The organism is Sphingobacterium sp. R2 (genome assembly GCF_040760075.1).
Classification (GTDB): domain Bacteria; phylum Bacteroidota; class Bacteroidia; order Sphingobacteriales; family Sphingobacteriaceae; genus Sphingobacterium.
The window spans coordinates 2,964,900-2,979,385 of the sequence record NZ_CP142884.1 but is presented as its reverse complement, the minus strand read 5'-3'; the positions used below and the strand labels follow the sequence as shown (position 1 = coordinate 2,979,385).

Annotated in this window: 11 protein-coding genes and 3 tRNA genes; 4 read left to right on the top strand and 10 right to left on the bottom strand. The window is 38.9% G+C overall.

Annotated elements, in window-relative coordinates; genetic code table 11:
* Positions 1–9 precede the first annotated feature (9 nt).
* Positions 10–255 carry a cytochrome b5 domain-containing protein gene (locus VXM68_RS12295; protein WP_293955536.1) on the top strand — a complete coding sequence of 82 codons (246 nt, stop codon included), beginning with the start codon at positions 10–12 and terminating at the stop codon, positions 253–255.
* Between the two features lie 3 nt (positions 256–258).
* On the opposite strand, the gene VXM68_RS12290 is transcribed toward VXM68_RS12295, so the two are convergent.
* From VXM68_RS12290 to mgtE, 5 genes are all read right to left on the bottom strand, one after another.
* Positions 259–1,173, bottom strand: coding sequence for a PfkB family carbohydrate kinase (locus tag VXM68_RS12290; RefSeq protein WP_367208886.1), 915 nt, complete (start codon positions 1,171–1,173; stop codon positions 259–261).
* A 58-nt stretch (positions 1,174–1,231) separates the two neighbouring features.
* Positions 1,232–1,305, bottom strand: a tRNA-Asn gene (locus VXM68_RS12285).
* Between the two features lie 87 nt (positions 1,306–1,392).
* A tRNA-Asn gene (locus tag VXM68_RS12280) sits at positions 1,393–1,466 on the bottom strand.
* Between the two features lie 51 nt (positions 1,467–1,517).
* A tRNA-Asn gene (locus tag VXM68_RS12275) sits at positions 1,518–1,591 on the bottom strand.
* A gap of 236 nt (positions 1,592–1,827) precedes the next feature.
* On the bottom strand, positions 1,828–3,204 hold the full coding sequence (gene mgtE, locus VXM68_RS12270; RefSeq protein WP_293955538.1) for a magnesium transporter: 1,377 nt from the start codon (positions 3,202–3,204) through the stop codon (positions 1,828–1,830).
* Positions 3,205–3,847: 643 nt separating this feature from the next.
* On the opposite strand from mgtE, the gene VXM68_RS12265 reads away from it, so the two are divergent.
* Positions 3,848–6,697 (top strand): hypothetical protein, encoded by a 2,850-nt coding sequence (locus VXM68_RS12265; protein WP_367208885.1) that lies wholly within the window; start codon positions 3,848–3,850, stop codon positions 6,695–6,697.
* Here the strand turns inward: VXM68_RS12265 and VXM68_RS12260 are convergent.
* From VXM68_RS12260 to sppA, 3 genes are all read right to left on the bottom strand, one after another.
* Positions 6,694–7,536, bottom strand: coding sequence for an endonuclease/exonuclease/phosphatase family protein (locus VXM68_RS12260; protein WP_312330719.1), 843 nt, complete (start codon positions 7,534–7,536; stop codon positions 6,694–6,696). The genes VXM68_RS12265 and VXM68_RS12260 overlap by 4 nt on opposite strands.
* A 196-nt stretch (positions 7,537–7,732) precedes the next feature.
* Positions 7,733–8,923 (bottom strand): phosphoglycerate kinase, encoded by a 1,191-nt coding sequence (pgk, locus tag VXM68_RS12255; protein WP_367208884.1) that lies wholly within the window; start codon positions 8,921–8,923, stop codon positions 7,733–7,735.
* A gap of 215 nt (positions 8,924–9,138) precedes the next feature.
* Positions 9,139–10,905, bottom strand: coding sequence for a signal peptide peptidase SppA (sppA, locus tag VXM68_RS12250; RefSeq protein ID WP_367208883.1), 1,767 nt, complete (start codon positions 10,903–10,905; stop codon positions 9,139–9,141).
* 218 nt (positions 10,906–11,123) lie between these two features.
* On the opposite strand from sppA, the gene folK reads away from it, so the two are divergent.
* Positions 11,124–11,627, top strand: a complete 504-nt coding sequence (folK, locus tag VXM68_RS12245; RefSeq protein WP_293955543.1) for a 2-amino-4-hydroxy-6-hydroxymethyldihydropteridine diphosphokinase — start codon at positions 11,124–11,126, stop codon at positions 11,625–11,627.
* Positions 11,608–11,952 (top strand): Hpt domain-containing protein, encoded by a 345-nt coding sequence (locus tag VXM68_RS12240; RefSeq protein ID WP_293955544.1) that lies wholly within the window; start codon positions 11,608–11,610, stop codon positions 11,950–11,952. Before folK ends, VXM68_RS12240 begins: the two co-directional genes overlap by 20 nt.
* On the opposite strand, the gene VXM68_RS12235 is transcribed toward VXM68_RS12240, so the two are convergent.
* Both VXM68_RS12235 and rho read right to left on the bottom strand, forming a co-directional pair.
* Positions 11,949–12,635 carry a CDP-alcohol phosphatidyltransferase family protein gene (locus tag VXM68_RS12235; RefSeq protein ID WP_293955545.1) on the bottom strand — a complete coding sequence of 229 codons (687 nt, stop codon included), beginning with the start codon at positions 12,633–12,635 and terminating at the stop codon, positions 11,949–11,951. The two genes, VXM68_RS12240 and VXM68_RS12235, sit on opposite strands and share 4 nt — an antisense overlap.
* A gap of 73 nt (positions 12,636–12,708) precedes the next feature.
* A complete protein-coding gene (rho, locus tag VXM68_RS12230) occupies positions 12,709–14,208 on the bottom strand; it encodes a transcription termination factor Rho (protein WP_293955546.1) in 1,500 nt (499 codons plus the stop codon).
* Positions 14,209–14,486 lie beyond the last annotated feature (278 nt).

Below are 14,486 nucleotides of genomic sequence, written 5' to 3'. Positions count from 1 at the left end.
ACATCACTAATGGCAGAGGAATTATTAGAATATAGCAAAAGTCAATTAGCTTTACGCAACGGTTGCGACAAACCGCAGATCTGGGTTGCCTACCGTGGCTACATTTATGATGTGGGCAAAAGTAGATTGTGGAAAAATGGAATGCATTACGAGCACTGGGCAGGGCAAGATCTAACTGAGGAGCTTCAAGACGCTCCTCATTCAGAAACTGTATTTTTAAAATTCCAAATTATTGGAAAATTAAAAGATAAATGATGATTATAAATTAAACTGAGATAGCGCTACAAAAGCGTTCAATCGCTTTTGTATGTCCTCTTGAGTGAGATTAACCAAGCGATCTGTTCCAAATTTCTCTACACAAAATGAAGCCAGTGCAGAACCGAAAATCAAGGCGTTCTTCATATTTGTAAAGTTTACGCTTTTTACTTTCGCCAGATATCCAATAAAACCTCCTGCAAAAGAATCACCTGCGCCAGTTGGATCAAACACATCTGCTAATGGAAGCGCCGGAGCAGAAAAGATCTGATTCTCACCGAACAAAAGTGCACCATGCTCACCCTTTTTAATAATTAAATAGCGCGGCCCCATTTCCAAAATAACTTTTGCTGCCTTAACAAGGGAATACTCGCCAGATAGTTGTCTGGCTTCTGAATCATTTATAGCTAAGACATCAACCATCAGAAGAACCTTTCTTAAGTCATCCATCGCAACATTCATCCAGTAGTTCATTGTATCGAGCACAACTAACTTTGGCTTATGTTTAAAGCGCGCCAAGGTGGTTAACTGTATTTGAGGGGTAAGGTTACCCAAGAGAAGATATTCACAATCCTGGTAGCTCTCTGGAATAATTGGATCAAATTCAGCCAATACATTTAAGTCTGTAGCTAAGGTATCGCGGCTATTCATATCATTATGATATCTGCCCGACCAATAAAAAGTTTTACCACCATTTATTACCTGAATGCCCGTTACATCTATACCCCGGTTCTTGATAAGATCAAGATAGTTGTTTCCAAAATCTTCTCCAACAACGCTGACCAACCTGATTTGATCACACAGATAGGATGCCGCCAGACTCGCGAATGTACCGGCACCACCTAGAATTTTGTCAGTTTTACCGAACGGCGTCTCGATAGTATCGAAAGCCACCGTACCAATAATTACTAAACTCATAGTTTTTTTATAAGCATGGTAAACAAAAAAAACCGGCATAAAGCCGGTTTAAATATTGCTCCTGAAGCTGGGCTCGAACCAGCGACCCTCTGATTAACAGTCAGATGCTCTAACCTGCTGAGCTATTCAGGAATTTAATTCCGAGAAATTTCTTTCCCACTGAGTGTACAAAAGTAGTACATTTTAATTTGTTATGCAAATAAAATTATTGCATTGCTGCTCCTGAAGCTGGGCTCGAACCAGCGACCCTCTGATTAACAGTCAGATGCTCTAACCGGCTGAGCTATTCAGGAATAAAAAATTGAATAATATAGATAACTCCGGTTATGTAAGTTACTAACTTGCTCCTGAAGCTGGGCTCGAACCAGCGACCCTCTGATTAACAGTCAGATGCTCTAACCTGCTGAGCTATTCAGGAGTATTTTTCAATTTTTCCGGAGACCCTATTGCGTTTCCGTGATGCAAGTATCGGAAGATTATTAGAATAGTACAAATTTTTTGATCACATTTTTTACAACTTCCTAAATTCCAATTAGAATAATTTATTTTTATTTTTCCACTCCCCTTTAAAAAACCCCTTTCCCGGTTATAAAACGAACTTTATAGTTCTTTTGCTGACTATGAATAGGGTATATCTATCAATATCAATACCCCCTAAAGCAGTACACCTTTCAAAATAAGCGTAGCCACACTAAAATAAATCAATAAGCCAGTAACATCAACTAAAGTCGATACAAAGGGTGCCGATGAGCTCGCAGGATCAGCTCCCAGCCGTTTCATCACAAAAGGCAACATAGACCCCATCAAAGATCCCCAGAGCACAACACCAACCAAAGACAGCGAAATAACTAATGCAACCAACACCCAATACTCACCATAGCTATGCGCAAAAGACTGCCAGGCCATAATCCGCACAAAACCTAATGTACCCAAAATAAGTCCCAGGAGCAAGCCCGATATAATCTCCCTACGCATCACCCGCCACCAGTCGCCTAGCGTAACTTCCCCCAAAGCCATCGCCTGGATAATCAATGTCGACGCCTGCGAACCACTATTGCCACCACTGGAAATAATAACCGGCATCAATGCAAATAACATAATCGCACTTGCCATTTGCTCTTCAAAATGTTCAATCACTGTCGCTGTCAAAAGTTGCCCAAGAAAAAGTACAATAAGCCAACCGGCTCTCTTCTTCACCAGGTTCTTAATCGATACATCCAAATAGGGCTCATCTAAGGCCTCGGTTCCCCCGATGCGCTGCATATCTTCGGTATACTCCTCGTTGGCAACCCAAAGAATATCATCAACAGTAACAATACCCAACATCACGCCATGTTCATCAACAACAGGCAAGGCCACCCTATTATTCATCCGGAAGATGTTGATTGCCTCCTCCTGCGGGTCATAAGCATTGAGCGATATTAAGCGATGATCGATCAATTCCCCAACCACTGTATCGGGCTCCGCCATCAATACATCTTTGATCCGTATATCATCAACGAGCTTACCCGCACCATCAATCACATACAATACATCTATCGTCTCTGAATCCCTTCCATACCGCCTGATATGACCCAGTATTCGCTCGATACTCCAATGCTCTTTTACGGTGATATAATCAGGCGTCATCAAGCGCCCCACACTATCTTCCGGATATCCCAGTAAAGCCAATGCTTCAACACGATCTTTGGGTGGTAAAAGTAAAATTAGATGCTTTATATCGTCCTTCATTTCAGAAAAAAAAGAAGTCCGATCATCAGGAGGCAATTCGTTAATTAAGGCACTAATTTTCGCTTTAGAAAGCTTCTTAAAAATCCTGTTCTGAGTAGGGAAATCCAGAATACGAAAAACGTTTACTGCGCGATTCAAATTTAATGATTCAATAAATAACGGACCATGTTCGGGCAACTCATCAATCAGCTCTTCTACTTCTGAAATATTTAATTCATTCAAAAATTCTTCCAGCCCAACAAGGTCTTCACTTGCTATTAATTGCTCTATTTGATTCACCTGCATTTCCAGTTCTTCCATATCTCCTATCGATTTAAAAAGCCTACATCTACACAAAATTTATATGTTACAAAAATCGCTTTTTTAAAGTAAATTCTGAATAAAAAAATAAATAATAAAAACCTGCTGTCTGTGGTTGCGATTAGCACAAACAACTCAAGCTATGTTCAATATCTAAATCAAAAAGAAGACATTTTGTCATTAATAAAATTTTGAAGAAAAACGATCTTGCCAACAATTTCCATTGGCTAGAGAGAAAAGATTATGATGAAATCTAACATCTTACTACTAATTCATTTTTTATTATGGAAGAAAACAGAAAGAATCCCGTCACCTCAAAAACATTCCCCAAAAAGCAACAATCCATAGTAGCTAAATTTCGACATAAAAAAAAGGCAAATTTTCCAGGTACACTCATGTAATCGCTAATTATTTAAGTATATTCGTCGTATGCTTTAACCTATTTCATATAGTGTTTTTTTTTATAAACGTTCACTATTCGCAGGCACCTGTAAAGAAAAAAAATAGCAGAAAAAAAAGCAAATTACAAAAATATAAAAACCTATCATTCAGAAATAAAAAAGAATTTAAATGAACTTAAATTTCATATAACAAACCTTAATAAAACTAAAAAAAATAGCAAACACAAAATAAACTAAGATTAATGAGATATAACAAAATAATTACCAGCACATTAATACTGTTATCATTAACAATATATTCACAACAAAGTTGTGCTCAATTTTTTGAAGATAGTCAAGCGCCACTAAGCCAAAAATGGTATCAGATTGAAACGAAGAATTTTCAACTTATTTTCCCAGAGGAAATGAAGAGCAAAGCCCCTACCCTAGCTGAATATGTTAACCGATCGCTACGTACAACTGCTAGAAATTACAAAGTAACACCGCGGAAAATTCCATTCATTATTCATAACACGAATCTACAAACGAATGGATTCGTACAATTGTCTCCTCGTAAATCTGAACTGTACAGCACCGCTGGAGCAGAGCCAGACAATCAGACATGGCTACCCAATTTGATCCTGCATGAGTCAAGACACGTAAGTCAATTTGACAAATTGACAGGTAAACTTCGCGCTCCATTTTTTGAACAATTAGCCCTAGCTTACTACGGACTGACCGTTCCTTCCTGGTATTTTGAAGGTGATGCAACCCTTACAGAAACCATATATTCGGAGGGCGGAAGAGGAAGATTACCCGCTTTTGAAATGCCCATTAAAGCGAACTTTCAATCTAATCACCACTACAGTTTCAATAAATATTTACTGGGATCCTATAAAGACATTGTTCCAAGTTACTACACAATCGGCTATCTGATGACCTCCACTTTAAAGTCAGAATTACCTTCGAATTATGAGGCCGACCTCTTTTCGGAGCTTAACAAAAGGCCGTTATACCCCTATAACATCAATCGCGTTTTAAAGAAAAAAATAGGTGGAAATAGTGCTTATTTATACCACAAAACAATAGCAAATTTAGAGACCATATGGAATAAGAAAACAAGCGACTATCAATACCAGAAATACAAAGAAATAGACAAGAAAAACGACAGCTATTACAACAGCAATTTATTACCAAAACACAAGAACGGTCTGATCTATTTCATTAAGCAGAACCCACAAAAGACCAACGCAATTTATACGTATGATGTGGCAACAAAAACAGAAAATAGGCGCGTTAAAACTGGCATACAGTTAACACCACATTTTGACGTAAACAGCAATTACATCGTATGGGACGAGCTCCATAAAGATCCGCGTTTCAACAAAAGAACATACAGCGTTATCAATGTCATGGATCTCAAAACAGGGAAAATTAACCAGCTCAGCAAACAGACAAGATATTATTCACCCATTTTAAGCCCAGTAGACGAAACCATTGCCTGCGTTGAGGTAGATTTATCCAACGACAGCTATCTGACGCTTATAAACCTTAAAAACAACAGTATCATCAAACGGATTAAAATAGGCAACGCCGAACAGCTGCAACACCCTGCTTTCAACCCCAAAGGCGATAAAATAATAGCAATACGATTATCCGAACCCGGAACCGCACTGTGTGAAATCGATCTGAAAAATGACAAAATCACCAACCTAACACCGTGGGGTAATCAACAATACGAAAGACCACAATACCTTTCAGGTATGAAAATCATCACAAAAGCAAACTTCAACGGTATCGATAATATTTACAGTATCGACCTCTTATCTGGAAAAAAACAGCTTTTGACAAAGGCACAATTTGGCGCATTCAATCCTTTTTACGATAAGAATACAAGGCAATTATTCTTTAACGACTACCAGTACGACGGCTACAAGATCGCCCAGACATCCGTCGATACCGCATTTGATATCGCTACCGAAACGGATTATTTTTCCCACTACTACACCACCGCATTGACCAAAGACAGTGTCAAAAACATTGCTTCAATCCCAGCAGATACCAGTCAGTATAACCAAATCGTCCCCTACAATGGTCTGGGCAGAACATTTAATTTTCATAGTCTTTCGCTAAGCAGTAGTAATTTTGAAAGCTTCGACAATTTTAAACCTGGAGTCTTCTGGTTATCAAACAATATCTTAAACACCACACAAATTGCGCTTGGGTATGAATATGACACCGATATTCGCAAAGGGCTATATTCAGCTGAACTAACTTACAACAAGTACTTCCCAAAATTCTCGCTTCGCTATGAAAACAGAGGGCAAATCGCAGCAGCAAGTATCCCGAATAAACCGGACAGTAGCATCCGTTTCGATTGGCGCGAGCATTATGTATCTTCACAAATCTCAATTCCACTCTCCTTTTACAGAAGAGACTACGTCTATTCTACTGGATTCAACCTGGCAACAGCCTACCTAAGGCGATATGATCTTAGTCGAACAGATGTCAAAAATTTTAATTACGAAACCGCATTTCCATTAACATACCAGCTTTATCTCAATCGCAACGCCCGAATGGCCAGGATGGATCTTTATCCAAGATGGGGACAAAATGTGAGTATCACCTATCGACATACCCCCTTTGAAAACCACGCAAAAGGTGAAATCCTATCAGCACGAACAATATTCTATCTTCCGGGGTTTAGGAACAATCACGGTTTTCAAATCCGATTGAGTGCTCAAACTGGATCGGGAATTTATCAATATATCAACGATATCCCTTTAGTGAGCGGGTTTAGCTATTACAAATATGAAAAAGTAAAAAATACCGTATTGGTCAACTACCGTTTTCCAATAGCTTATCCTGACCTTGGATTAGGATCAGTGGCTTATATTAAGCGCGTAAAAGGCGGTATGTTCGCCGACTATCAAAATATTCACAAACACCCTGATGTTTCACCAAAAAGCTTCGGCGCATACGTTTCACTTGACTTCAACGCCTTCAGATATCCGCTTCCAGACTTCGAATTCATCGTTAAGGGAACCTATATCAATGACAACTCAACAACGCAACGTATAGTTCCAACATTCAGTCTAAGCTACAGCTACTAAGGGTGGATCGCCCAATTAAAATTGAGTGCCAACGCATAATGATCTGACAAGGGCAACCCCTTTGCATTCGTGAATAGATTGTTTTCTATATTATAGTCCCGGGCGGCAAGACTGAGTTCACTGCTGCTCCTGTAAAGAATCTTATCAATAGATTCGCTCTGATTACATATAGACAACATATGCTGGGGTTTGAACGTGTGGCGGGCCTCTGGCACTAAGCCCCCATTTTCTAGTTCAACCCAGCTATCAACTAAAGCCGTTGAATCCATAAAATCATGCAGATTATCATCACAAAAGCTATAATGTGCATTAAAATCCCCCATCACAAGAATTGACCTACCGCCAGAATGTTCACCGATGTAATCGCGCAACTGATTGAGATTATCGCGACGTGCGCTTGAAGCTTTTCTGCTGTTTTGTGCATTTGCATGAACATTGTAGACGTCCAGCCAGACATCGGGCACAATCTCCACTTGAACAAAAGTAAAGCCCTTGGGTGTTAAAAAATCTGCACCCGTACGTTTCTTCCATGGAATACGGACAACATCAGTCATTGGAAAACGAGACAGTGTATTTAAACCATCACCAAAGGGCACACGACCCTTTGTTTTCGTGCGGAAGGGATGTAAATTTCCGCCTAAATATAAACTTCTATTGTAGTTAAAATCTTCCTGTACATTCACGATATCAAAAGGATTAATCTTCCTTCCAATTTCGGCAATACTCCTGCTTCTACCCGTTATCGCCGACGAAATAATCCCAGGCAATCCCGCGACATTATATGTCAGCACTGAAAAGAAACCGGAACTTATTTTTTCTCTATTCTTATTTTTGTCCATCGATATCTGCATATATAACCTTGTCTGATAAATTTAGCAATTACAATAAAAACTCACGAGTACTGTACAGTTAATTAACGGATAATTGATATAATCTGACATTACATCCATAGTTCAACACGAGCAATAGCGCTATCCTTAAAATACAAAAAGGGACAACGCAATGCTGTCCCTTTCCTGAAAGATTTAATTTATATTAATCTTCGAGTGCCTTTACGCCAGGAAGCACCTTTCCTTCCATGTATTCCAAAAGTGCACCACCGCCTGTACTGACATAACTTACATCTTCAGTCATACCGAATTTACTTACAGCAGCAGCGGAATCACCGCCACCTATTAAAGAAAAAGCTCCATTCTTCGTTGCTTCCACAACTGCATCAGCCACCGCTTTAGTACCTTTTGCGAAAGTATCAAATTCAAACACACCCATTGGACCGTTCCAAAGAACTGTTTTAGAATTTTTAATGATCGACGCAAAGTTTGCTGCAGAATCCTGACCAATATCCAAGCCTTGCAAATCTGCAGGAATTTGGTCATTTGGCCCATCATATACATTAGCATCGTTGGAAAATGCATCTGCTATCTGCGCATCAGTGGGAATAACTAGGTTTACACCTTTTTCTTTCGCCTTTTGAACAAGCTCATTTGCTAAATCAAGTTTATCCATCTCCACCAATGATTTGCCAATTTCGCCACCTCTAGCTTTAATAAATGTATAGGCCATACCTCCGCCTATCAGGAGATTATCAACTTTATCCAATAGCGCTTCGATCAATTGAATTTTATCTGAAACTTTCGCTCCACCCATAATAGCCGTAAAAGGTCTAACCGGATTATTCAACACCTTCTCCGCATTTCCGACCTCAGCTGCCATCAGATAACCACTATATTTAGCTCCTGGAAAAAATTGAGCAACAATAGCTGTCGAAGCATGAGCTCTGTGGGCTGTACCGAAAGCATCGTTCACATAGATATCACCTAATTTTGACAACTTCTCAGCAAATTCAACATATCCCTTTTCTTCTTCTTTATAGAAGCGTAGGTTCTCTAGCAACAAAACCTGACCAGCCTGCAAAGCCGCGGCTTTTTCTACTGCTTCTGTACCAATACAATCATTGGCAAACTGAACATCAGTGCCTAGAACCTGTGAAAGATGAGCAACAATATGTTTTAATGAATACTTATCAGTAGGACCATCTTTTGGCCTTCCTAAATGGGACATCAATATCACGCTTCCACCATCTTTCAAAATCTTCTTTATCGTTGGAGCCGCTCCCTGGATACGATTATCATCCGTAATATTGAAATTTTCATCCAAAGGCACGTTGAAATCCACACGTACCAAGGCTTTTTTACCTGCAAAATTTAAATCGTCTACTGTTTTCATTCTGTAACTTTATTGATTTGGGATTAGGTCGTTTTGTCAAACGAACAGCTAAATATAAAAAAAAGCATTTGCTTTCATTAGAAATAATTATTTATTCATTGCAATTCCTAACTTAGATTGAACTTATCAGCACGCAACGTAAGAACTACCCGCATCATTATAAATTGTAATTACCCACACCATACTACGGTTGAGCTTCCTTTACGAATCAATTACTAATGAATCTCAACGCTATAAGGCAATCTCGCCTGTACCCCCGTCTGTGCTGTAGCTTTTTTCATAACATCAAAATAGCGATAGTACTCGCCCATTTGCTCTTTGGCAAGCCAAACTTGAACTTTCTCTTTCGAATTATTCAATATTGAGGTAAAAGGATCTTCTTTCTCCGGATACTGGGACACTTTATAGTTACTCAATTTGGCCTTTTTAGCGGCAGCCTGAATTGCGGCATCCAAGTTACCCAGTCGGTCAACCAATTTATTGTTCACTCCCTGCGCGCCAGTCCAAACTCTTCCCTGTCCAATGCTATCCACATCAGCGATGGATAATTTGCGGCCATCTGCAACAACTTTAGTAAATGTACCATATACTTTATCCACTTCCCGCTGGATGATATCCCTTTCTTCTGCTGTCAACGGCCGATCGAAAGAAGTCATCAAATCAGCAAACCGACCCGTCTTTACACCATCATAATGCACTCCAATTTTATTGTTCATCAGATTTTGGAAATTAGGAATTACACCAAATACACCTATAGATCCTGTAATTGTAGTCGGTTCGGCAAATATCGAATCTGCTGCCGCCGAGATATAATACCCCCCTGATGCAGCTAAATCTCCCATCGATACGATTACAGGTTTCACTTTCTTGGTCAAAACAACCTCCCGCCAGATAATATCCGATGCTAGAGCAGATCCACCAGGAGAATTGACACGCAAAACAACAGCTTTAACAGCATCATCTTCTCTTAATTTCCGTAGTTCACGGGAAAATTTATCACCACCGATTTGACCCGGTCCTGTCCCCTCACCGTCAACAATTTCTCCAGCAGCATAAAGAACTGCGACTTCAGATCCACTCACATCGTCTTTTACCTTCTTATTATAATCCAATAGGGAAACGAACGATATGTCATCTTTTTCCGAAATTTTCAAACGTTTTCGCAAGTCCGATAGAAGTTCGTCTTTATATAGCTTGGCATCCGCAAGCTTATATTTTACCGCATCGTCCGCATCCCGAACTAGATAGTTATTTGCTATCGCCCGCAATGAATCCGAAGAAATTTTTCTGCTTGCTGCTATTTCATCAATAAAAGTAGTATATATACTTCCCAAATAAGAAGTTACCTGCAAACGGTTGGGCTCACTCATTTTATTCAAAAAGTAAGGTTCAACAGCACTCTTAAAGGTACCTACCTTGACAATTTGCATCTCTACACCAACCTTGTCCAGCAAGTCTTTATAAAACATCGTCGAACTTGCCAACCCTTTAAAATCGATTGTACCTTGTGGATTAACATATACCTTATCAGCGATGCTCGCCACATAATAAGCCTTTTGGTCGTAGCCGGCATTATAAGCAACAACAAATTTACCCGTCTTTTTAAAGGCCAAAAGTTCGTCCCTTACTTCCTTTAAACTTGCAAAGCCAACACCGACATGACTCGCATCTAAATAAATACCCTTAATATTTCCATCTGTAGCCGCATACTTGATCCTTGCCAAAATATCATCTAGTCCAATATTTTTGGTCGAATAACCGGGAAGATTGAGACTCCCCAACGGATTGGCTTCACTTCTTTCGGTAATATCATAATCAAAAGACAGGTATAAAACCGAATTGCTTTTAACAACAACTTCCTGATCAGAGGATGCCGAGCTGATAATCGCTCCAATAATTCCCATCAAGACAATAAACAACACAACAAAAGAGATTACAATCCCTGTAATTGTTGCCAGTACATATTTAAAAAATGATTTCATATTTTGTAATTATATCCGATTAATAACAAGCTCTACCAATCGAATGCGCTATTTTCCATTAAAGGTAATGCAATATTTTTTATTCACACAGTCTTTTATTTCATCTATATCATATTTTCTTCCCAACGTGAGCTAACTCGCTAACAGAAATTGCATAATCAGATGGAATTAACAGGCAAACTTCATCATTAAATCCCTCAAAAGCCTATTTTTGCAATATGAATAAGATATATATCCTATTGGGCACCAATCTAGGGGATCGCTTTCAGCAGCTTAATTTAGCGAGAAAGCAGCTCGAGAAACATGCTGGAGAGCTAATTGAAGCATCGTCAATTTATGAAACTGCTGCCTGGGGAGTTAGAGACCAACCTGCTTTTTTAAATCAGGTTATCTTGGTAGCTTCCGAATTACCACCCTTAGAATGCTTAAAACTAACACAGCATATCGAACAGGAATTAGGACGCGTACGTAAGGAAAAGTGGGGCGAAAGAGTTATTGACATCGACCTACTCTACTTCAACCAAGAAATCATCGACCTACCATCACTTCAGATTCCACACCCCTACATTGCCCAACGTAGGTTCACACTCGAACCCTTAGCGGAAATCGCCCCCGACTATGTTCACCCTGTTTACAAAAAAAATAATGTATATTTATTGGATAAATGCAAAGACGATTTACCTGTAAAGAAAACAAGCAACAATGAACCATCTCGACATTGAACTGATCAGCCTAAACATGTTCGACAATCAAGAATTAATTAAACAATTTGTATCCATGTACCTTATTCAAACACCTGTCGATCTCGATAAACTCCGTCAGGCACTTGCTGAAGGTAACCTGCAGAAAATTGGTGATGCCGCCCATCATATCAAACCGACAATGGACTATATAGGTGCTTTTCATCTGAAAGAAAAGTTGGAAGAATTGGAGAGCCAGGCAAAAAACAAGGAATCTTTAGAGATATTGCGGGCAACTTTCAGTATCATCGATATCGAGATGAAGGAACTCCTTTTTGAATTAGAACAATATGAAAAAACGATCTAAGCCAGATCGTTTTTTTTATTGAAATGCAATGCAGATAAAATGAAATACAAAATAAGAATAATAGGAAGAGCCATAAATTGACCAATCATAAAAAAGATCAAAGTCAAGATCAGAAATATAAACCGATATTTATTTGTTTTCCATTCCATGGAACTAAATTTCATCGAAAACAACCTAATTTCACTCACCAATAGATAACTTGTTAAAAAAACACTACCGATTAAAATTAACGGATTTAAAACAAATTGGGGATAGGTATCAGCAATATACGGAAGTGAGAGCACATAAAATGTATTCATTGGTGTATTGAGGCCGATGAAATCAGAAGTTTGGCGCTCATCCAAATTGAACTTGGCTAAACGCAAAGCCGAGAAGACTGTAATAATAAATCCCAAATAAGGATATAAAGAGCCATCAGGAAATACCTTTGACAATAAAGTAAACATGATTGTTCCAGGTAAAAAGCCAAAACTAACCATATCGGCCAACGAGTCAAGTTCCTTCCCAATCGACGATTTAACATGAAGCAGACGCGCTACCATTCCATCAAAAAAATCAAATATCCCCGACGCAAACACACAGATGGTAACAATTTTAATATTACCTTGTAAGGCCATTAACACAGCGATACACCCACTAAATAAATTTAGACAAGTCAGCAAATTGGGAATATGTTTTTTCATATACAGGATCTACATTATAAAAAAAGCCATCATTTTTTTCAAATGATGGCTAAAATATCAAAATTTGATGGAATTACCCATTCATACTGATCAAAAATTCTTCATTTGATTTAGTTCCACGCAATTGTCCTTGTAAAAATTCCATAGCCTCTGTAGAATTCATATCGGACAAATGGTTACGAAGTACCCAAATGCGTTGCAATGTTTCTTTGTCGGTCAACAAATCATCGCGACGCGTACTGGATGCCGTAATATCGATTGCCGGGAAGATACGTTTGTTTGCCAATTTACGATCCAGCTGTAGTTCCATATTACCCGTACCTTTGAATTCTTCAAAGATAACTTCATCCATTTTAGATCCTGTATCTGTCAATGCCGTAGCTAAAATAGTTAATGAACCACCGTTTTCGATATTCCGGGCAGCACCAAAGAAACGTTTTGGCTTATGTAAAGCGTTAGCGTCCACACCACCTGACAAAATTTTACCAGACGCAGGGGCAACTGTGTTATATGCACGAGCCAATCTCGTGATTGAGTCTAACAAAATAACGACATCGTGTCCGCACTCTACCATACGCTTTGCTTTCTCAAGCACGATATTCGCAATCTTAACATGGCGGTCAGCCGGTTCATCAAATGTAGAAGAGACAACTTCAGCACGAACACTTCTTGCCATATCGGTCACCTCCTCTGGGCGCTCATCGATTAATAAAATAATCAGATAAACTTCCGGATGATTTTTTGCTATAGCATTCGCAACCTCTTTCAACAAGTTTGTTTTACCCGTTTTCGGCTGCGCAACGATTAATCCACGTTGCCCCTTACCGATAGGCGTAAATAAATCCATGATACGCGTAGAATAATTTCCAACGCCCATATCCAAATTTAAACGCTCATCTGGGAACAATGGTGTCAAATAATCAAATGGTACACGATCACGTACCTCTGCAGGATTTTGTCCATTGATAGCCTCTACTCTGACCAAAGGAAAATATTTCTCCCCTTCTTTAGGTGGGCGGATACAGCCTCGTACCGTATCTCCCGTTTTCAAGCCAAATAATTTGATTTGAGATTGTGATACATAAATATCATCAGGGGATGTCAAATAATTGTAATCAGAAGAACGTAAGAAGCCATAACCATCGGGCATGATTTCCAATACCCCTTCATTAACAATTACATTATCGAAATCTGTACTTGAAGAAGTGTTTTCTGCTTTAGGAGTTTGAATGGTTTTCTCAGGTTGGGCGCCTTTATCTGCTGCTGTTGTGTCCGCAGCTGCAACGGTGGGTTCTTCATGCTCAGAAACTTCACGTTTCCTTACCGTTACAGGTTCCGCAGTTTTAATGGTCCGCACACGTTTACGTGTACGTTCAGCATGTTCCTGACTATCTTCCTCTACTTTTGATACTTTTTCAGCTGAAGCTGGAGCGGCTTCCTCTTCTGCGCCAGTATTACTAATTCTTTCGATTAATTCTTGTTTACGCAATTTATCAGCATCTGCGATACCGATCAACTTAGCAATCTCGCGCAATTCTGATACGAGTTTAGCGTTTAATTCGTTAATATCCATTAATGTGTTGTGTATGATTTTTGGATTTTCTTTTTGAGCTTTATTCTGAATTCTGATAACACTTAAGCGAGTTTCCAAGATTAAGTGAGATGAAGAACTTAATGATTTCTTTTAAATCCGAAGCGGATTAAATATTGAGAACCTTGACAAAGAAAAAAACAAATTTTGTTATTTCAAAATATTTCAAAAAAAATATTTACTATTGTAACTAGTAAAACGATTTAACAACATTTTTAGATTGAATTTATATTTTTTTTCATAAGTTCGTACCTTTCAAA

Coding starts and splice junctions, on each gene's coding strand:
- VXM68_RS12265 (WP_367208885.1), top strand. CDS start 3,848: ATGAGATATAACAAAATAATTACCAGCACATTAATACTGTTATCATTA.
- VXM68_RS12240 (WP_293955544.1), top strand. CDS start 11,608: ATGAACCATCTCGACATTGAACTGATCAGCCTAAACATGTTCGACAAT.
- VXM68_RS12290 (WP_367208886.1), bottom strand. CDS start 1,173: ATGAGTTTAGTAATTATTGGTACGGTGGCTTTCGATACTATCGAGACG.
- VXM68_RS12260 (WP_312330719.1), bottom strand. CDS start 7,536: ATGGACAAAAATAAGAATAGAGAAAAAATAAGTTCCGGTTTCTTTTCA.
- folK (WP_293955543.1), top strand. CDS start 11,124: ATGAATAAGATATATATCCTATTGGGCACCAATCTAGGGGATCGCTTT.
- sppA (WP_367208883.1), bottom strand. CDS start 10,905: ATGAAATCATTTTTTAAATATGTACTGGCAACAATTACAGGGATTGTA.
- pgk (WP_367208884.1), bottom strand. CDS start 8,923: ATGAAAACAGTAGACGATTTAAATTTTGCAGGTAAAAAAGCCTTGGTA.
- mgtE (WP_293955538.1), bottom strand. CDS start 3,204: ATGGAAGAACTGGAAATGCAGGTGAATCAAATAGAGCAATTAATAGCA.
- rho (WP_293955546.1), bottom strand. CDS start 14,208: ATGGATATTAACGAATTAAACGCTAAACTCGTATCAGAATTGCGCGAG.
- VXM68_RS12235 (WP_293955545.1), bottom strand. CDS start 12,635: ATGAAAAAACATATTCCCAATTTGCTGACTTGTCTAAATTTATTTAGT.
- VXM68_RS12295 (WP_293955536.1), top strand. CDS start 10: ATGGCAGAGGAATTATTAGAATATAGCAAAAGTCAATTAGCTTTACGC.